General features: G+C 34.5%; 27 protein-coding genes and 1 tRNA gene. 14 read left to right on the top strand and 14 right to left on the bottom strand.

Annotated features, from left to right (window positions below; genetic code table 11):
• The 3 genes from H5T45_00005 to H5T45_00015 form a co-directional block, all read left to right on the top strand.
• A partial coding sequence (locus H5T45_00005; protein ID MBC7128103.1) for a transposase occupies positions 1-399 on the top strand: 399 nt, incomplete at its 5' end.
• Positions 400-616: 217 nt separating this feature from the next.
• Positions 617-699, top strand: a tRNA-Leu gene (locus H5T45_00010).
• Between the two features lie 30 nt (positions 700-729).
• Complete coding sequence (locus H5T45_00015; GenBank protein ID MBC7128104.1) at positions 730-1,233, top strand: flavin reductase; 504 nt, start codon at positions 730-732, stop codon at positions 1,231-1,233.
• On the opposite strand, the gene H5T45_00020 is transcribed toward H5T45_00015, so the two are convergent.
• Together H5T45_00020 and H5T45_00025 are read right to left on the bottom strand one after the other, a co-directional pair.
• A complete protein-coding gene (locus H5T45_00020) occupies positions 1,230-2,138 on the bottom strand; it encodes a hypothetical protein (protein MBC7128105.1) in 909 nt (302 codons plus the stop codon). The genes H5T45_00015 and H5T45_00020 overlap by 4 nt on opposite strands.
• Positions 2,138-2,353 carry a 4Fe-4S binding protein gene (locus tag H5T45_00025; GenBank protein MBC7128106.1) on the bottom strand — a complete coding sequence of 72 codons (216 nt, stop codon included), beginning with the start codon at positions 2,351-2,353 and terminating at the stop codon, positions 2,138-2,140. Before H5T45_00025 ends, H5T45_00020 begins: the two co-directional genes overlap by 1 nt.
• A 237-nt stretch (positions 2,354-2,590) precedes the next feature.
• Between H5T45_00025 and H5T45_00030 the strand changes: the two genes are divergently transcribed.
• Both H5T45_00030 and H5T45_00035 read left to right on the top strand, forming a co-directional pair.
• Entirely contained in the window at positions 2,591-2,875 is a 285-nt protein-coding gene (locus tag H5T45_00030; protein ID MBC7128107.1) for a DDE-type integrase/transposase/recombinase, read from the top strand.
• A gap of 225 nt (positions 2,876-3,100) precedes the next feature.
• Positions 3,101-4,000, top strand: a complete 900-nt coding sequence (locus H5T45_00035) for a 2-dehydropantoate 2-reductase (protein MBC7128108.1) — start codon at positions 3,101-3,103, stop codon at positions 3,998-4,000.
• Between the two features lie 125 nt (positions 4,001-4,125).
• On the opposite strand, the gene ndk is transcribed toward H5T45_00035, so the two are convergent.
• Genes ndk through H5T45_00055 form a run of 4 tightly spaced genes read right to left on the bottom strand, consistent with a single transcriptional unit; the run spans position 4,126 to position 5,329 of the window.
• Positions 4,126-4,578, bottom strand: coding sequence for a nucleoside-diphosphate kinase (gene ndk, locus H5T45_00040; protein ID MBC7128109.1), 453 nt, complete (start codon positions 4,576-4,578; stop codon positions 4,126-4,128).
• 4 nt (positions 4,579-4,582) lie between these two features.
• Positions 4,583-4,753 (bottom strand): 50S ribosomal protein L24e, encoded by a 171-nt coding sequence (locus tag H5T45_00045; GenBank protein ID MBC7128110.1) that lies wholly within the window; start codon positions 4,751-4,753, stop codon positions 4,583-4,585.
• Positions 4,753-4,962, bottom strand: coding sequence for a 30S ribosomal protein S28e (locus H5T45_00050; protein MBC7128111.1), 210 nt, complete (start codon positions 4,960-4,962; stop codon positions 4,753-4,755). The genes H5T45_00045 and H5T45_00050 overlap by 1 nt, the downstream gene beginning before the upstream one ends.
• A 1-nt stretch (position 4,963) precedes the next feature.
• On the bottom strand, positions 4,964-5,329 hold the full coding sequence (locus H5T45_00055; GenBank protein ID MBC7128112.1) for a 50S ribosomal protein L7ae: 366 nt from the start codon (positions 5,327-5,329) through the stop codon (positions 4,964-4,966).
• An 823-nt stretch (positions 5,330-6,152) separates the two neighbouring features.
• Between H5T45_00055 and H5T45_00060 the strand changes: the two genes are divergently transcribed.
• Positions 6,153-6,380 carry a ribbon-helix-helix protein, CopG family gene (locus H5T45_00060; protein ID MBC7128113.1) on the top strand — a complete coding sequence of 76 codons (228 nt, stop codon included), beginning with the start codon at positions 6,153-6,155 and terminating at the stop codon, positions 6,378-6,380.
• Between the two features lie 52 nt (positions 6,381-6,432).
• Positions 6,433-7,503 carry a cell division protein FtsZ gene (gene ftsZ / locus H5T45_00065; protein MBC7128114.1) on the top strand — a complete coding sequence of 357 codons (1,071 nt, stop codon included), beginning with the start codon at positions 6,433-6,435 and terminating at the stop codon, positions 7,501-7,503.
• Here the strand turns inward: ftsZ and H5T45_00070 are convergent.
• Genes H5T45_00070 through H5T45_00080 form a run of 3 tightly spaced genes read right to left on the bottom strand, consistent with a single transcriptional unit; the run spans position 7,500 to position 10,064 of the window.
• Positions 7,500-8,717, bottom strand: coding sequence for an MBL fold metallo-hydrolase (locus tag H5T45_00070; protein ID MBC7128115.1), 1,218 nt, complete (start codon positions 8,715-8,717; stop codon positions 7,500-7,502). The two genes, ftsZ and H5T45_00070, sit on opposite strands and share 4 nt — an antisense overlap.
• Before the next feature lie 2 nt (positions 8,718-8,719).
• A complete protein-coding gene (locus H5T45_00075) occupies positions 8,720-9,211 on the bottom strand; it encodes an ArsR family transcriptional regulator (protein ID MBC7128116.1) in 492 nt (163 codons plus the stop codon).
• Between the two features lie 31 nt (positions 9,212-9,242).
• Entirely contained in the window at positions 9,243-10,064 is an 822-nt protein-coding gene (locus H5T45_00080) for a DMT family transporter (protein MBC7128117.1), read from the bottom strand.
• A gap of 56 nt (positions 10,065-10,120) precedes the next feature.
• Between H5T45_00080 and H5T45_00085 the strand changes: the two genes are divergently transcribed.
• A complete protein-coding gene (locus H5T45_00085) occupies positions 10,121-11,233 on the top strand; it encodes a hypothetical protein (GenBank protein MBC7128118.1) in 1,113 nt (370 codons plus the stop codon).
• On the opposite strand, the gene H5T45_00090 is transcribed toward H5T45_00085, so the two are convergent.
• Positions 11,218-11,505 (bottom strand): DUF134 domain-containing protein, encoded by a 288-nt coding sequence (locus tag H5T45_00090; GenBank protein MBC7128119.1) that lies wholly within the window; start codon positions 11,503-11,505, stop codon positions 11,218-11,220. The genes H5T45_00085 and H5T45_00090 overlap by 16 nt on opposite strands.
• Before the next feature lie 67 nt (positions 11,506-11,572).
• On the opposite strand from H5T45_00090, the gene H5T45_00095 reads away from it, so the two are divergent.
• From H5T45_00095 to H5T45_00120, 6 genes are read left to right on the top strand one after another with little or no spacing between them, the layout of a single operon-like run.
• Positions 11,573-11,866, top strand: coding sequence for a DUF5320 domain-containing protein (locus tag H5T45_00095; GenBank protein ID MBC7128120.1), 294 nt, complete (start codon positions 11,573-11,575; stop codon positions 11,864-11,866).
• An 18-nt stretch (positions 11,867-11,884) separates the two neighbouring features.
• Positions 11,885-12,307 (top strand): dinitrogenase iron-molybdenum cofactor, encoded by a 423-nt coding sequence (locus tag H5T45_00100; protein ID MBC7128121.1) that lies wholly within the window; start codon positions 11,885-11,887, stop codon positions 12,305-12,307.
• Entirely contained in the window at positions 12,304-12,672 is a 369-nt protein-coding gene (locus tag H5T45_00105; GenBank protein MBC7128122.1) for a NifB/NifX family molybdenum-iron cluster-binding protein, read from the top strand. The genes H5T45_00100 and H5T45_00105 overlap by 4 nt, the downstream gene beginning before the upstream one ends.
• A gap of 2 nt (positions 12,673-12,674) precedes the next feature.
• Positions 12,675-13,490, top strand: a complete 816-nt coding sequence (locus tag H5T45_00110) for an ATP-binding protein (GenBank protein ID MBC7128123.1) — start codon at positions 12,675-12,677, stop codon at positions 13,488-13,490.
• Positions 13,491-13,493: 3 nt separating this feature from the next.
• Positions 13,494-14,279 carry an Mrp/NBP35 family ATP-binding protein gene (locus H5T45_00115; protein MBC7128124.1) on the top strand — a complete coding sequence of 262 codons (786 nt, stop codon included), beginning with the start codon at positions 13,494-13,496 and terminating at the stop codon, positions 14,277-14,279.
• Positions 14,276-15,124 (top strand): ATP-binding protein, encoded by an 849-nt coding sequence (locus H5T45_00120; GenBank protein ID MBC7128125.1) that lies wholly within the window; start codon positions 14,276-14,278, stop codon positions 15,122-15,124. Before H5T45_00115 ends, H5T45_00120 begins: the two co-directional genes overlap by 4 nt.
• Here H5T45_00120 and H5T45_00125 read toward each other — a convergent pair.
• The 4 genes from H5T45_00125 to H5T45_00140 are packed head-to-tail and all read right to left on the bottom strand — an operon-like array spanning position 15,107 to position 18,446.
• A complete protein-coding gene (locus H5T45_00125) occupies positions 15,107-15,562 on the bottom strand; it encodes an aspartate carbamoyltransferase regulatory subunit (protein MBC7128126.1) in 456 nt (151 codons plus the stop codon). The two genes, H5T45_00120 and H5T45_00125, sit on opposite strands and share 18 nt — an antisense overlap.
• On the bottom strand, positions 15,559-16,485 hold the full coding sequence (gene pyrB / locus H5T45_00130; GenBank protein MBC7128127.1) for an aspartate carbamoyltransferase: 927 nt from the start codon (positions 16,483-16,485) through the stop codon (positions 15,559-15,561). Before pyrB ends, H5T45_00125 begins: the two co-directional genes overlap by 4 nt.
• Before the next feature lie 29 nt (positions 16,486-16,514).
• Complete coding sequence (locus H5T45_00135; protein ID MBC7128128.1) at positions 16,515-17,789, bottom strand: hypothetical protein; 1,275 nt, start codon at positions 17,787-17,789, stop codon at positions 16,515-16,517.
• A 30-nt stretch (positions 17,790-17,819) separates the two neighbouring features.
• On the bottom strand, positions 17,820-18,446 hold the full coding sequence (locus H5T45_00140; GenBank protein MBC7128129.1) for a hypothetical protein: 627 nt from the start codon (positions 18,444-18,446) through the stop codon (positions 17,820-17,822).
• Positions 18,447-18,900: the final 454 nt, after the last annotated feature.

The raw sequence follows: 18,900 nt of genomic DNA on the forward strand, positions 1-18,900 counted from the left end.
GAAGAAATAAAAACAAACTTGTTCTTCATTCCAAATGGTAACAAATATAAAGAAAATTGGAAAAATTTCGATGTTTTCTGCACAAACATTGAAATTGATGAATCAAATATTCTTAGTCTTGCAGATCTATATAGGAGAAGATGGAACATAGAAAATTTTTATAGAGATGCTCAAGAGAATTTTATGATAAAAACGAAGACAGAGAATCCTATTATAAGGTTTTTCTTTTTCATATTTTCTGCTATCCTTTATAATCTGTGGTACTTTATAAGAGAATTTATTTCTATAATAGCTGAAAAGTGGAAAGATTCTATTCTTGATTTAATAAAGCAAAGAAAAGTTCTATGTAATATCAATTGTGCTAAAAGAATCGATGAAAAAATCATCAAAATTTTTTAATAATTTATCTCGAAAGTTATAGGACTATCTTTCGCTAATATTTTTATAGAGAAGAAATTATTTTTTGATTTTTTGTTTTCAGAACAATTAAATTAAATTGATAAAAAATTTTTTATTTTTTTGCAAAAAATTTGATTGCAAAAATCAAAATCTAACACAACATTCGGAAATACTGGGGATGCCGAAAAATAAAAAAGCTGAAAAATATTATGATTGTGCGAGGGTAGCCAAGCCAGGAAAGGCGGCAGACTCAAGATCTGCTGGCGAAGGCCGTCGCCGGTTCAAATCCGGCCCCTCGCATAAAATATAAATTGCCAAAAGATTTTTAGTATGGATAAAAAAGCTCTCCATAAGATAAGTTATGGGCTTTATATTGTTTCTTCTAAAAAGGGAGATATGTTAAACGGACAGATAGCAAACTCCGTTTTTCAGGTTTGCTCAGAGCCACAGATTATAGCAGTATGCATAAATAAGGAGAATTTAACAAATGAATTTATAGAGGAAAGCAGGGTTTTCAGCATTTCTATATTAAGCAAAAGCACACCCCTCGTCTTTATAGGAAAATTTGGTTTTAGAAGTGGAAGAGAAATAAAAAAATTTGAGAATCTTAATTATAAAATAGGGAAAAGCGGTGCCCCGATCCCAACCGATTACTCTGTTGCATATATTGAATGCGAGATTATTGAAAAAATAGATATATTTACCCATACAATATTTTTTGGAAAAGTAATTGATGCAGAAATAGTTAGTGATGAAGAACCAATGACTTATGCATATTATCATGAAATTAAGGGTAAAGTGCCCAAATCTGCCCCAACTTATATAAAAGTTTAGAATTTCATATACTCCATTATTTCAAAACTATTTATTTCTTTTTCAAAGCCATCAATGAATACTTTTCCAGTTACAGCAACATGATATCTCCAGTAATTTATAAATGGTAGCTTTATATAATGAATTGATTTAGTTTTAAAATTTAAAGAAATTTCAACATTGCTATTTTTTCCATAAATGTAAAAAGAAGTGGGTATAATTCTTCCATGGTCGAATATATATTCATCCATTGAAATTGAGATATTATCAATCAAAAAGAAACTCTCATTGCTGAATATTATAAAATCTTCCTTTCCAATTATTTTCCCCCATACAATCGAGAAATTTTCTTCTATCAATTTTCCATCAAAATAGCCATTGCTGAAAATTGATTTTAAATAAAAAATGTTGTGGTCATGATATCCTTTTCCTTTTACATGCTCCAATGAATTATTTATAAATATTTCTCCCTCAACCCGCATATTTGGCAATGAAAGCCAGAAATCTGGCAAACCCGTCTTCCATCCTTTTGTTTTATTCTCAAAATGAAAATTTATGCCAAAATTATTTCCGATATAGGAGATATTATAGCATATTTCCCCTCCACTGCCAATATAACCTTGCATGATTGTTTTACTATCAACTATCAAAAGAGGATATTCATCAGAGATGAAAAAAGATTTGTAAATTTTTCTCTCTTCATATATCTTTTCTCCATTAAAATAAAAATGTTCTCCAATCATTGCAAAAATATCTGGCAGGATAGTAATCATAAAAACAATGCTGTAATTTTCAAAAATTGCTTCAAAATACCAAGTTTCAATATGAAAAGGTAAAGATGAATGAAAGGCATCATCCCTTAACTCAATTTCATATATATTCTGAAAAATAAGGGAAAAAAAGAGTAAAAATAGGATAAATTTCATCAGCAGGAACTATGTTTTATTGCATTGTTGGGGCATGATTCAACACACGCACAGCACTCAATGCAATCATCGACATTATTTACAACCGCTTTTCCATCCTTCAGCTCATATATTCCCACAGGGCAGACCTCAACGCATTTTGCGGCGCCATTGCATTTGCTGTAATCTATTTCAATAACAATTTCCCCTGTCGATGACTCAAACTTCTTTATCATGATTTGAAATTATTTGCTTCTTTATAAATCTTTTCAGCAATTTGTTTCACTCCCTTGCATATTAAACTTCGATGCTGTTAGCTTAACCAAAATTTTCGATAAAAATATGCATTCCATAGACGCATTTGATGATAAATGCAAAGGGATGCAATTATTGAAAGAAAAATGTATCGTTATGAGAGATAAAACCAGTGGAATTCATATATTCGTAAGGAGAAGCAGAACTGCCATATGGAAATGGTTGCACAAATTTGGGGTGTATTGAAAAATAGCATCGCAGATAAAATGCCTCATTGTGTTGTCATTGATGAGACATCTCTTCAGATAGGAGATATGAATTTCTGGTTTTGGTTTGTCATTGAACCAGAAACAAGAAAGATTGTCTTCTTTATGATAAGTAGGAGCAGAACAAACATGGCCTGTAAAAAATTGATTTGTGCGATGCAAGACAGATGGAAGGGCATGGTATCTGATACTGAAAAGATAGAACATTTTGATAACTATTTTCCAAGCAGGAGATAAAAATAAAACATGTGAAACCTTTTGTTTTCCATTTATGTTTTCTATTATAATTTGATAGAGCCATCAGATTTTATCCAATAACTACAGTTTTTTATTGTAGAGGGGTAAAAATGGATAATGAACATGAAAGATTTAGGTAGCGTTGTAGGAGGTGCTTCAATGCTAAATTTAACAGCACTTTTGAGTAATGAAAAAAAATTTATTTCGCTGATTAATCTTTAACCAATGAAATTTATAATATTTGGTGCCGGGGCAATAGGTTCATTGTTTGGCGGACTGCTTTCAAAAAAGAATGATGTTTTGCTTGTTGGAAGAAAGGAGCATATTGATGAGATAGAAAAAAATGGATTGAGAGTAGAGGGGCTTACTGAAGGAATTTTTTATCCTAAAACAAGATTTGATGGAAGTAAATATGACTTTATTATTCTTGCAACGAAAGCATATGATACAGAAAAGGCGGTGGATGAAATTTTGAAAAAATTTGGAAAAATTCCTATTATTTCAATTCAAAATGGGTTAAGAAATGAAGAAATTATAGCAGCAAAAATGGGAATTGAAAATGTTATTGGAGTAGTAACTACACAGGGAGTAACATTTCTCGGAAATGGAAGAATATATCATGCGGGCAAGGGTGAAACAGTAATAGGAGAGATGAACGGAGAAATTACTGAAAGAATAAAAAAGATTTGCGATGTATTTAATGAATGCGGAATTGAAACAAAAATAAGCAGAGAAATTAAAAAAGAGAAATGGAAGAAAGCAATAGTTAATTCAGCAATTAATGGCTTAACATCTATTTTAAGATGTAAAAATGGAGAATTAATTAAAAACGAGCATACAAAACAATTGATGAGAAAAATATGCATAGAAGGAATTGAAGTTGCGAGGGCAGAGGGAATTGAAATAGGAGATAACATAATAAAAAAAGCGCAGAAAGTTGCAAAAAATACATCGGAAAATATTTCTTCGATGCTTCAGGATATAATCTTTGGAAGAAAAACAGAAGTAGATGAGATAAATGGAGAAATAGTAAGGAGAGCAAAAAAACATGGAATAGATGTATCCGTAAATGAAACAATATATTCCATAATAAAAGCGAATGAGAGTGTGCGGCACCTGGGTTGACCTTACGCTCATTTGATCACGCAGGGGCCCGTGATGCCGCTGTCGCTCCATGTTTGCTCCTCTATTCATTTGTCATAGAGGCCTTCGAAATGGAGCTAAAAATATATTATTAATAAAATATAAATTTAATCCTCAAAAAGCCATTTTTCGTCATCCATTACATATTCTACTATTTCATCTTCGCTGAACCATAATTTTATTTCTTTTTCTGCTGTTTCTCTGCTGTCACTTGCGTGTATTATATTTCTCCCTATATCCTGGGCAAAATCTCCTCTTATTGTTCCGGCCATTGCATCTTTCGGATTTGTTGAACCAACAATCTTTCTTACTCTTTCTATTGCATTCTTTCCTTCAACAACCATTGCAACAACTGGAGCACTTGTTATATAATTTATCAATCCTTCAAAGAAATCCTTGCCTTTATGGATTGAATAATGCTTTTCAGCCATCCTGCGATCTATTTTTAAAAATTTCATTGCAACTATTTTAAAACCACATTCCTCAATTCTCTGAAAAATTTTACCTATCAGTCGCCTCTGCACACCATCAGGCTTTATCATCAGAAAGGTTCTTTCCATGATATCACTTTGCTTTTTTTATCCATCTAACTTTTTTGGGATCTCTTCCCAATTTTAGCATATTTTTCTTGCATTTTCCAGAGCAGAAATAATAGGCTGTTCCGTCCTTCCTTATATACATTGTTCCTGTTCCAGGCTCAATGTCATTCCCGCAGAATGAACATTTTTTTGCCATTATTTCACGCTCAACCTCTTTGCTTCTCTCTCCGCTTCCCTGAGCATCAATATATCTCCTTTCCTTACAGGACCCATCACATTCCTCGTTATAACTCTGTTTTTATCCCTTCCTTCAAGAATTTTTACCCTAATCTGCAATACTTCCCCGCACATTCCCGTTCTTCCAATTATTTCCACAACCTCTGCTGGAATGCTTTCTTCAGGCATCTCATCCCTTTATTTCCTTTACTTTCTTAACAACTTCTTCAAAAATTTCTTTTGCATCTCCTTCATTCACTATCGCAACAACAGAAGTCGCCACCAGCAGGCCAGCTGAGCGCCCCAGTTCTTCTTTAGAAGGGACATATGAATACAGCACATTTTTTTCCTCGCAAAGATATGGCATATGGGCAAGTATTTCCTCGGGCGAAACATCTTTTGCCATTATAACAAGTTTTGCCTCCCCTCTTTCAACTGATTTTGTTACTTCATTTGCACCCTTCCTTATTTTCCCGCTATCCCTTGCTTTTTCAACCAGCTCATACAACTTTTTAGCTAATTCATCCGGTATTTCGAATTTTACATAGATTGGCATTTATATCGCCTCCTATCATAGGCATGAGAAATATTTTAGTTATATATAAACATAGTGGTAGCTGTTGCAGGCACTGTCAACTTAAGAAAAATATAAAGTGAAAATGGTTTGAGGAAAAGATTGGAAAATAAAGGCACTGGCTATTCTTCTATATTTTGCTGGACTATCCTACAGAAAAACCAGCAAAATTCTGAGAGATTTTGAAATATTTTCATATGAAGCAGTAAGACTGGGATTGAAATACAAGCATGAAACATTTGGAGAAAGAAATGCTATAGAAGGATGGTATAGTTTATTCAAGGCAAGAGTTAAAAGATTCTGGAAACGGTGGAGTGTGGCTTGGGCTTGTCTTTAAAATCTGGAGGTGTTAGGTTGATAGTCCCTTTAAATTAATCCGAATTGGCAGATATGAAAGAATTGCAAGAAATTTATTCTTTAACTATATTGCTATGAAGGAAATTTGTGTTATTGCGAATTGATATAACTTTCCATAGAAAGCATATATTGCTCTCTTCATTTCATATTCTATTCCACAATAATTCTAATATCCTGCTTTTTTGAAATTTGGGCTCGAAGAGCTACAAAGCATATGGAAATTCTCCTGAAAATAGCATTCTCTCTTAGAATAATTTCATGCTTAAGAAGTGGAGAATAGCAAAAATTTCGATAAGATTTAATACTTATTCTCCATTTTAAATTCTCTAATTTAAAATAAATTTTTCCACTTGAAATGCAAAAATAGAAAAGTTTTTAAATAAAATAGATATTATTGTCTGACAAATGACGGACAATGTCATACAAAGTCCGCCATTTAGGGGAGAAAATGGAAACAGAAAAAGTCACAGTAAGGCTGCCAAAATCTCAGATTGCGTTGATAGATACTCTAATTACTTTAGGTGAAGTTAGTTCAAGAAGTGAAGCAATAAAGAGAGCAATAAATCTTTTCCTAAGAGATATAAGCAAGGATGTTGAAGAAAGAAAGAAGATGTGGGAAAGTCTCAGGGATTTGCAAATATTGGCGGAAGAGGTGAGAAAATATGAGAAAAAATAAAGGAGGGGATGGGTTGCAACCAGCCTATATAAATAAAAAGGAGGGGATGTAAATGAAAAGCTTGATAGAAGATGCATTGAGGTTTGAAAGCGAAAAAAAAGAGATAGATAATGGGTTCGGAATACCCAAAATAGTGGTTATAGGGGTAGGGGGAGCTGGCGGAAACACGATTAATAGATTACATAGGATAGGGATAAAGGGAGCGGAAATAGTAGCAATATATACAGATAAACAAGCGCTTGATGTAGTTGAAGCAGACAAAAAACTTGTCATAGGAAGAAACACAACCCGTGGCTTGGGAGCGGGTGGCTATCCAGATGTAGCAAGAAGAGCGGCAGAGGAAAGCAAAGATGAAATTGCCCAGATAATAGGCGAGCCAGACCTAGTTTTCATAACAGCGGGCATGGGCGGCGGCACTGGCACTGGCGCAAGCCCTTTGATAGCGAAGATTGCAAAAAGAAATGGGGCGATTGTCGTTGGCATGGTATCTATTCCATTCAAGGTTGAGAGGGGAAGGATAGTCAGGGCTGAACAGGGACTGGAGGAACTGAGAAAGGAGTGCGATTCAGTGATAGTGCTTGATAACCAGAAATTGCTTGAATTTGTTCCTCATTTGCCCATAGATAAGGCATTTGGAGTAATGGACCAGCTGATATCTGAGACAGTCAAGGGAATATCTGAAACCATAACACAGCCATCTCTGATAAACCTTGACTATGCGGATGTAAAAACAATCGTAAGCGGTGGGGATGTTGCGGCAATGTTCTGGGGAGAAGGGACAATAAGAGATGGTCCAGAAGCACTTGCACATGAAGCACTTCATCATCCATTGCTTGAAGTGGAAACTGCTGGAGCAAGGGGTTGCCTGATTCACATAACAGGAGGGCAGGATATGAGCCTTGAATTTGCAGAAAAGATAGCAGAATATATGACGAATGAAATAGATCCATATGCGAATGTTATAATTGGTGCAAGAGTAAATACCGATTACAATGGAAGATGCAGGGTAATGGCAATAATGACAGGAGTAACTTCTCCATACATTCTTTCTCCAAAAACAGACGAAGTAAGACTTGCAAGATGGGATAGCGGAAAAAGATTGGGCGTTGATATAATAGCCTAGTCTCCCTCTATCTCTATTTTCTCCCCGTTTACTGGGGTATATGTTTTATTATCTATTTCCTCTGCTATCAATTCTGGTTTTTCTGAATGAAAAATAACAACATTTTCTGGATTGCAATCATTTATAAATTTAACAAGCTGGCTGTGGCTGGCGTGGGCTGAAAAATCGTAAAACTTTACCTGGCAATTCACCTTTCTAACAACCCCATAGAGGTCTATTTCTTTATTATCAAGCAATCTTCTTCCATTTGTCCCTTCCACCTGGTAGCCGGTTATGAAAACAGCGGATTTTGGGTCATCCTTTATTTTATCTATATACCAAAGCACAGGCCCACCATTCATCATTCCACTTGTTGTAATAACAATTCCCGCCTTTAGTGCCAATTTTTTTCCTTTATTTGAATAAACAAAATTGATTTTTTCAATTGCTTTCCTTAATTTTTGAGGAGATCTTATATATCTTCCATTATCCAGAAATATTTCAGATATCTGATAGCCCATCCCGTCCATCCATATCTCATGCTCTTTATCCATAAGAACCATTGCAACTTCCTGCGTTCTCCCAACTGCAAATGCTGGAATTATTGCCTTTCCCCCTCTGTTTATTACATCCTCCACATCATCAATAAATTTCTTTTCTAACTCCTTTCTATCAGGATGCTCCACACCTGCATATGTGCCTTCAATGAAAAGATTTCTGCATTTAACTGGCTTAACTCCATGAAGCAATTTTGTATCTATTGTATTTATATCACATGCAAAAAGAGTATCATTTATTTTTATCATTGTTGAGCCAGGTATATGGCCGGCGGGATATAAATTTATTTCAATTTCATCATATATATCAATCTTATTTTCTACATCAAAAAAATTTTGATTTGCTATTTCAATATCATTTGCATCGTAAGGAAAAGGATAACCGCTTGCATCCGCTATTTTTAATGTATCATAAAAAAGAATTTGAGAGAGTTCTCTTGTTAGTTTTGTGGAAAAAACCTTTGTATTATGTCTTCTACATATCCACGGTATCATGCCAGAATGGTCGAGATGGGCATGAGATAGAATAACATATTTTGTAGGAGGGGATTCAATCGGGTAAATAGGAGGATTTTGAGGGGAGATGCCGTAGTCAATCAAAATTTTTTTATTTTCTATCTCTAAAAATATTCCAACTCTTCCTACTTCCCTACCTCCTCCCAAAAATGTGGCAATCATTCTTATTCAACTTTTTCTATTTTCATTCCTTTATATTCAAGTAGTTTCGATCTCTTAACAATACATCTCATCTGCACTGGTGATAGTGCCATCTCTTTTTCAATTTCTCTGCTCAGCTCTCCCTTTTCTTTAACCCTTTCATAAATTCTCTTCTCAATTTCTCTAAACTTTTTATCATCCATAAGAACTATTGAAAATGTATCCTTTATATTTTCTATAGAAGTCATAACATTTATATGAAATGCATTATAAAAAGCATGATATTCTTTTCTCGCCTTTCCGTCTTCTGGCATTATCCATCTTGTTTCCACCATCTTAACTTTTTCAAAAAATTTTAATGTTTCCTTTCCTTCCTTCCCATATTTTTCCTCTATTTCTTCCATTGTTTTCCATTCATTAAAAACTTCATTGAATACATTCCTTTTCACCTCTGTATCAAATGCTTTTGAAAGCCACGCCAAATCTGTAATATCATTAATTAGTTTCGCCTGCATCATAAATATAATGCAGATTTAGAATAAATTTTTATTGTTGCTGTGCAATCAATATGCCAGTTATTGCCACAAACCCAGCAAAAATAGTCAAAATTTTTATTTTTTCATCCAAGATAAGTCCTGAAAATATAACTGAAAAAAGAGGCATCATATAAGTAAAGAATGATAATTTAGAAACTTCGATTTTTTCCATGGCAGAATACCACAGAATGTAGGCAAGTATGGTTGTAATTATTGCAAGGAAAAGCGAAATAGCAACACCTTCATAATCAATTTCTATTTTCTCCAGAAGCAGGCAGGGAGCAAGAAAAATTGTTCCAGAAAATGATGAAAAGGACAGGATATGAATCGCTTTGTATCCATTATTCAACAAATTTTTTGCAATTATTCCTCCTGCAGAATAACTTATTGCGGAAAATAATACAAGAAGATTGCCAAGCAGGCCGCCCCCTCCCTGCGGGGAGACAACAAAATAGGTGGCAGAGAGAGCAATTATTAAGCCCGCTATTTTCTGTTTTGTTATTTTTTCTTTAAGCAAAAGATAGGCTAAAATAAGAGTATATAATGGGCCTGTGCTCTGAATAAAGCCAGATATGTATGCATGGGTATATTTTAGCCCGATGTTTTGGAGAACTGTTGGAAAAGTAACGCTGAACAATCCCAAAATTATAAAATCCTTTATTTTTATATTAAAAGGAAAAAGAAAGGGGATTAAAATTAAACCTGCAATTCCATATCTTAGAAAAGCGAGCATTATTGGCGAAATGCTATTAAGAGCAATTTTTGTTATTGGGAATGATGCTCCCCAGATTAAAGATGAAATTGTTGCATATAATGGTATTTTTTTGTCCATGGGTAATATTTAAAGATTAAAAATATATCTTTTATATTGGTTTGTTTTATACATGTATGGATGGAGAAGTAGTTTATTATTTCCTTTATGATATAGGAGCATTGCTGGATATAGAAAATGTTAGAAAGCTCGATAGCATTCTAAGAGAAAAACTTGATATGAGCTTGATTGAAATTAAAAAATCCGCTCCAAAATATGTTAAATTTCCAAAATATCTTTGCTTTAAATTCGAAGATAGAGATGTTTTAACAAATAGAGGAAGAGTTCATTTGAGAACAAATATAAAACTATTCCCTGTGGGAGTAATTTCTTATGAAATCAGAATAGAATTCTCGGACAAGAGATTTGAATATCTCTCTTCCTATTATACAATTAAAATAATCGAAAATAACGATGAAATACCTATGGAGAGGTATATAGAGAAAATTCACAAGGAAGTGCTTCAGGCAGTAAAGGAAAACATAATAGAGCCTTACGGAATTGAAGTGGAGCCAGAAACACATACAATCTTCTGCATAAGAAAAATAAGCAGGGAAGAACTTAAAAAATTAAATCAACGCAATATTGCTTCACTCCTTGCAAATGATAAAGAAATAAGAAAGTTGAGCGATGATATAATAAAGGACAGAACAAAATACAGCTATTCCTACTATCATGAGGATTTAATAGTTATAGACTGGGATTCTGCAATAATTGTTGAACCAAGTGGAAAATATGATGATATTTTATTTACAATAGAGCTGGCAAATCTTCAACTGCTTGAGTTGAGAACATATGATAAATATTTTGATACAATTTTAACAAAAGCTTATGATGATGTTGAAAAATTCTTTTCCCAGAGAAATATTTTTAAATCACCAAGAAAAATAATAGAAGAGTTATCGAAAACAAAAATTGATTTGACAAGAGTTACTGATTATATATCAAACATATCAAAATTTTTTGGTGACTGGTATCTGGCAAGGATATACAGGATGGCAAGCGAAAGATTTTATCTTTCACAGTGGGAGGAAAGAGTAAATAGTAAGATGGAAATTTTAAATTCTTTATATCTTATACTAAATCAGGAAAACACAAACAAGAAGCTCTTCATATTAGAACTTTTAATTGTAATTTTCTTCCTGATAGATATAATATTGATTATTCTTTCAGACTATCTCAAAATATAGTTTCCACCTTCTATTTTTATTCCTTTACCGTTTATAATTGCATCCGCTATTTTAAAGCGGGCATTTTTCAAATCATTCCATAATGTTTTTTGAGAAACTCCCATTCTTGCGGCTGCTTCATGCTGTGTCAGGCCAAGATAATCAACAAGGCGAAAAGCCTCAAATTCTTCAACACGAATAACATTTGTCTCCCTATAAGGCATATTTGGCATAAAGTAGTTTGCATGCGGAAGCATGCCTACCCAGCGTCTGCACCTTCCTCTTCCTGGCATAAATTTATATGTAACTTTTATATAAAACTTTTGTAGAAAATTTTATATATTAAATGCTATATATTCCATGGTGAGAAAAATGTGGGGATATGGATGGTACGGCTGGCCAAGATGGCCTGGAAGAGGACCCTTTAGCTATTTGCCTCCATGGCAGAGACCTGGATGGTTATTTGGAAGAGGAGCATGCTGGTGGCTATTCAATCCATGGTATAGCACCACTTATTTGCCAACAAGCACTGCACCTTTGCCAATACAAATGACTAAAGAAGAGGAGCAAAGAATGTTGAAAAACGAGATTGCATTGCTTGAGAAGGAGATAGAGAGAATAAGGAATAGACTAAAAGAGCTTGAAGGTAAATAAAATCGCAAAGGCGAAAACATGAAAATACTAATAGCAACAAATGCTGGCGGATTGGAGGATAATGTATCGCCGGTGTTCGGGAGAAGCCCAACCTATACAATAGTTGAAGTAGAGGGTAAAGAAATAAAAAATGTCAGAGTTATTCCAAATCAGTTTGCATCCGCCATCCACGGCGCAGGCGTGCAAGCGGGACAGCTTGCTGTAAGTGAAGGGGCTAAAGTTGCTATTGCGGGAAATTTTGGTCCAAATGTAGCAAATATTCTTAGAAGCGCTGGGATTGAGATGGTAATCTTTAATGGAAAAGTAAGAGAAGCGATTGAAAATCATATCAAAAGGGGCGATGAGGGCACAGATATTGCAATGCTTGAAGAAGAGATAAGCAGAATAGAAGAAATGCTTCAAGAAATAAAAAATAGGTTGAACGAGTTGGAGAAAAAATGAAAATAGCTTTTCCAACATTAGGAAATAGAGGGTTGGAGGAGCAAATAGGTGAGCATTTTGGAAGAGTTCCTACATATACAATTTTTGATTTGGATAATAATGAAATAAAAATTGTTCCAAATTCCAGCACCCATATGGGTGGTTTGCTTTCCCCTCCTGAAATTCTTGCAAGGGAAGGGGTTAAAATAATAATATGCAAGGGCTTAGGAAGAAAAGCAATTGAGAGGTTTAGAAGCAACGGAATAGAAGTTTATAGTGCTGGTGATGCTTTAAATGTTAAGGAAGCAATTGATGCTTTTAAAAAAGGAAATTTAAGGAAGATTTCATTTGAAGAAGCATGCCATGGGCGCTCTAACCATCATTAAAAATGATTGTTGCAATAGCATCTGGAAAGGGAGGGACTGGTAAAACAACCGTCGGAGTAAATTTTGCTGTGGCAAACAATGGAATAATTTATGATTGTGATGTAGAAGAACCAAATGCAAATATTTTTATTAAAGCGGATTTAAGAAGAATTGAAGATGTTTTCTTGATGAATCCATATTTTGAATTAAATAAATGCAAATTCTGTAAAAAATGCGCGGATCTTTGTGAATATAATGCAATTGCTGTATTGCCATCTGATATTTTATTTTTTAAAGAATTGTGCTCTGGATGTGGCAGATGTAAAATTGTTTGTCCGCATGAAGCTATTAGTGAAGATAAAAGAAAAATAGGTGAAATTTATCATGGTAAAAACGGAATAGAGATATATCAAGGATTGCTCAATATAGGAGAGACAAGGGCAAGCCCTTTAATAAGAAAGGTTAAAGAACATTTAAGGAAAGAAAATTTATCAGTGTTGGATGCTTCTCCCGGTAATGCATGCCCTACTATAGAAACAATTCAGGGGGCTGACTTTGTTATTCTTGTTACTGAGCCAACTCCTTTTGGATTGCATGATTTGAAAATAGCTATTGAAAGGGTAAAAAAATTCAATATCCCTTTTGGTATAGTAATAAATAAATATGGTTTGGGAGATAAAAGTCTGGAAAAGTTTTGCAACGATGAAGGAATAGAAATTCTAATGAAAATTCCATATAGCATGGAAATAGCAAGAAAATATTCCAGAGGGATGATATTAGTTGAAGAAAAAAGCTGGGAAAGGAAATTCAATGAGTTGTATGAAATAATAAAGAGGTGAAGCATGGATTTAGATAATAAAATAGAAGAGAATATGAAAAATGTGAAACATAAAATATCTATAATTAGTGGTAAGGGAGGGGTTGGAAAAACAACAGTCGCGGTAAATCTTGCTTATGCCCTTGCAATTAAAGGATACGAAACTGGTTTGTTGGATGCTGATATACATGGTCCAAATGTTGCAAAAATGCTTGGAATAGAAAATGAAAAAGTTTATGGAAGTGAGGATGGGATGAAGCCAGTAAAAGTTATCCCTCACCTAAAAGCAATTTCTCTTGCCCTCCTTTTAGAAAAAGATGTGCCTGTTATATGGCGCGGTCCTCTCAAAATGGTAGCAATAAAACAACTTGTTGGTGAGGTAAAATGGGGTAATCTGGAGTTCCTTATAGTTGACCTCCCTCCAGGAACAGGTGATGAGTCCTTAAGTATAGCGCAGATTTTAAAGAATTGTAATGCTGTAATAGTTACAACCCCTCAGGATGTAGCACTGCTTGACAGCAGGAGGGCGGCGAACTTTGCCCGCCAGGTTGGGATGAATATCATTGGTATTATAGAAAATATGAGCGGTTTTAAATGCCCATACTGCAGAGGGGAAATAAACTTATTTAAAATTGGAGGGGGAGAAGAGGCGGCTAAGGAATTAAATATAGATTTTTTGGGGAGGTTAAGCATAGATGAAAAAATTGTGATGGAAAGCGATGCTGGAATACCTTTTGTAAGTAAGGAAGGAGAGAGCAGAGAAATGTTCATGAAGATAGTGGATAAAATATTAGAAAAAATAGGAAAATGAAGGAAATTGCAATAGCATCTGGAAAGGGAGGGACTGGTAAAACAAGTATTGTATCATCTTTTGCAAAATTTGCTGAAGCTGTAATTGCTGACTGCGATGTTGATGCACCAAACCTTCATCTGATCTTTAATCCAGAAATAGAAGAAGCAATTCCTTTTGAGGGAATGAAGGTTGCTGAGATAAATGAGAGATGTATAAAATGCGGGAAATGCGAAAGAAACTGCAGGTTTAATGCAATAGAAAATTTTAAAGTTATAGAGGAAAAATGCGAGGGATGCGGAGTGTGTGTATCTGTATGTCCAGCAAATGCGGTTGAATTGAAAAGAAGAATTATTGGAGAAATCTATGTTGCAAAAAGTAGGTTTGGACATCTTATATATGGTTTGCTCTCATCTGGAGAGGGAGGAGGAAAGCTCGTCAGCCAGATTAGACAGAAGGCAAGAGGATTTTCTCAAAAAAGAAACTTAATTTTGATTGATTCTCCAGCTGGTATAGGATGCCATGTAATAGCATCTATTACCAACGCAGATATGGTCATTATTGTAGCAGAGCCAAATCTATCATCAATTCATGATATGCACAGAATAATAGAGCTAGCAGAGCATTTTAAATCAAAAGTTTTGGTGATTATAAATAAATGGGATATAAATGAAGAGATGACAGAAAGAATTGAAAAATATTGCAAAGAAAAAAATATTAAAATAGTTGGTAAAATTCCTTTTGATAAAAAATTTGTGGAGGCAGTTATTGCTGGTAAAAGCATAGTTGAATATGACGAAAAAATTGCAAATCTTATGAAAGAGATATGGAAAAAAATTGAAGAAGAATTAAATTATCTGCGCTGATATATCCTCTGCCTCACGCTCGCAATAGTAGCATTTTATCCTGAGAGGATTTCTGCTTTTAACAATAAATTTTGTTTCTATTGGCTCCTTGCTATTTGATATGCAATTTGGATTTGCACATCTAACAATTCCAACAATTTCATCTGGTATTGAAACCTTATATTTTTCTACAACCTCATAGTTCCTTATTATATTTATTGTTGCATCTGGAGCAATTAATGCTATCTTATTCACTTCCTTTGGATCAATCTCCCTATTTTCTATCTTGACTATATCCTTAACCCCTCTTTTACCAACAACATTCATTGCAATACTTATAACTGAATCTGCATATTTCTCAGTTATTCCCAGTATTTTAAGCACTTTTAAAGCATTTCCAGGAGTAATGTGGTCAATAACAGTTCCATTTTTTATTGGCTGAACTTTTAGCTCCTTCATTCAATCGCCCCCAGCACAAGTGCCAGCAATGCCATCCTTACAGGTATGCCATTGAAAGTTTGCTTGAAATATACAGCATTTTTTGTTTCATCTATTTCTGGAGAAATTTCATCAACTCTAGGCAAAGGATGCATTATTATCATATCCTCTTTTGCTTTCTTAAGAATTTCTTTATCTATCCTGTAACTCCCAGCAACCTTTTTATATTCCTCTGGATCAGGAAATCTTTCCTTCTGTATTCTGGTAACATAAAGAACATCAACATCGCTCAAATCCTCTATATTATTTTTCGTCTCTATATTTACCCCCATTTCTTTGCATTCTTCAACAACTTCTTTTGGCATCTCCAATTCCTTAGGAGAAATAAATATCATATCAACTCCAAAAAGAGCAAGGGCATAAGCCAATGAATGAACAGTTCTCCCATATTTCAAATCACCGAGCAGAGCAACAACATTTCCCTCAATTTTCCCTTTTTCCATTTTTATCGTAAATAAATCAAGCAGGCATTGAGTAGGATGATGCCCCGCTCCATCCCCCCCATTTATAATTGGCACATTCGCAAATTTTGCCGCCATGCGGGCTGAGCCCTCCTGCGGGTGGCGCATGACTATTACATCGCAGTAGCTTTCCGCTGTTCTTATTGTGTCTGCTAAGCTTTCACCTTTCTGCATCGATGTTGTTCCTGGCTGGGAAAAGCCAATTACGCCTCCGCCAAGCCTTTTCATCGCCGCTTCAAAAGATAATCTTGTTCTTGTAGATGGCTCAAAGAAGAGGGATGCCATTATGTAGCCGTTAAGAAGAGAGCTTTTCTTTTCTCCCTTTGCAATTGGCATCATTTTTTCAGCAACATCAAGAATATGCAAAATTTCTTCCTTACTAAAATCTCTTATACTTATAACATCCCTTCCTCTAAACTTCATTAACAATATATGTTTTTGAGTTAATAAAATTAATCTTTTAGGGCAAAAACCAAAACCTCATTTTCCACTTCTTCCTTTTCATTTTTTCCTGTTGCCTTTAGGATATGAAATCCTTCTGGAAAATTAAAATCGAAATAAATGTCCCCATTTCCTTTATAAATAATTTCATTGTCAAGATAAAGAAGGCTTTCAGAAACATTTATTGCCTTGCATAATATTTTTGAACTCCCAACTACAACAGTATTTTGGCTGTAAATTATTTTCCTTCCATCTACATAAATTCCATATCTTGGCTCTTCTATAACAACAGCTGTTTCGCTTGCTGGAGGAATTTCAGAATTTGCAGTCCATGCAATTGCTCTCCTTAGTATCCACCAGTTATAGCTTATTCCGCTTGAATTGTTGCTTACCCAGTTATAAATGAACCAAGTGAAAGGAGAAAGATTTTCTCTAACTGGAAATTCTTCAACATATCCATCAAAAAATGTCTCTCTTTCTGGATGAGGACCAAATAAAACAACTTTTCCTTTTCCATATGTTGTTGCAATTGCAGCATACTCTCCTTTTATATCAGTAGTAATATTTTTATATGGAACCCATTCTCCCCTCCATATCCAGTAATGCAAAGGAGCTACTTCCATTGGCTCTTCAGCATAGATAGCAAGAGGGACCACTTCTCCAAATTTTTCATCTTTAAAATTCGCCTCGCGCATTCCAGGTCCTCCCCAGTATCTTATGCTCCTTTCCATTCCATAAAATCCGCTGAATATAGGATTTTCGCTTAAATTTATATAAATTTTTAGGGGCACACCTCCATATCTCCAATTAGAGCGCCATAGATACTGCCATTCCTCATACTGCTCATCGTTAACATAAACATTTGCTATTTTAAGCAGAAAAGGATTTAGAAAACTATTTACATCGATATCGTCAAACCCAACGCTGGCAAGGTTTGCTCCCCCACATACTCCTACATATCCTCCTCCCATGCTAACGAATTTCCTTACTTCATTTCTCCACCTTGCATCCACCGCATCCAGATAGGGGCGGGCGATGCCAGGAATAATAAATACATCGTAAGAAGATAGCCTTCCTTCTATTACATCCTCCCTCGTTACTATCTCTGGTGAAATTCTATATTTTACTCCATTTTCAATCCAAGAATAATAAATTGCATCTTTAATTTCTTCTGCATATCTTTTAACTCCAGAAAAATATATTGCAACCTTTATCTCCTTTTCCTCCTTTAGAGCATAAGCAGGGAGAATGATTATGAGAACTGAAATAATCAACAAGCAACGCATATCTGTAATTAAATAACTTTTTAAATAATTTTACATCATATTTTCTATATTTTTTTCGAGTCTTTTCAACTTTTCATCCATCACTTCAATCATATGATTTGCTGTTTCCATCAATATTTTTAAATATTCATCACTCACATATATCTTCCCATCTTTTCCGATTGGCACATCCAGCCTCTCAGTGCTCAGCAATTCAACAACAAATCTTCCATCTAAACTTTTTATTGAAGAATATTTAAAGCCACTATTGTTTGCTATGCTCAAAATTTTTTTAGCATTTAATATCGAAATTGTAGAAATATGAAAAATTGGAGATTGAACCAAAAACCATATTTCTCCCTTCTTCCCCTTTTTAATCGCCTCCTCAAGCTCTTCCTCACTAATTTTGCGATGCCATTTTCCAAGAAATCTTGCATTCTTCTTTCTTCCAAAAAATGGAACTTCTATTATTGCTATTCTTCCAGAGCAACTGCTCGTAGTAAAGAAATCCTCCTTTTTATTTATCTTTTCTACAATTGGAATTACCTTTTCATCCGCTTTTTCTTTCTCAATTGCCTCCTCAAGTGCTTTTAATGCTTTCCTTCTCGTATGAATAAATCCACTGCCTTTTTGCACAATGCTTAAAATATCCTTGAACTCTCCTCTCCTTATTGCCATCGTTCCAAAAAATCCAACAATTATTCCAGCAACTAAATCAGCGATTAAATCGCCCATTGTATTGTCCAGACTTACCTGCGAAGCGGGATAGCCAAAAAAAATTTTATCATAAAAAAACTCAGCAATTTCCCACAGCCCGCCTATGGCAATGCTGAAAATAACAACAAAAAATATCATTGCGGAAAAATCCATATATACACGAGGCGAAAAAACAGTCAGGATGTATACCAAAATCAAGGCAAAGAAAGAAATTATGGCTGAAACAATGAAATGAGCAAATTTATCATAGAAAGGAAGAGAATAAAGTCCAAGCGCTCCCCCCCATATATGCAATGAAACTGAAAAAACAATAAGAAATTCAAATATCCATGGAAGCGATATCTTCAAATTTCTCTTTATTATGGTTGGCAGAAGAGATAAAAATAAACCGAAGAAGCATGCAAGGGATTGAATA

This window comes from Thermoplasmatales archaeon (assembly GCA_014361245.1).
In the GTDB taxonomy this organism is placed as follows: domain Archaea; phylum Thermoplasmatota; class E2; order UBA202; family JdFR-43; genus JACIWB01.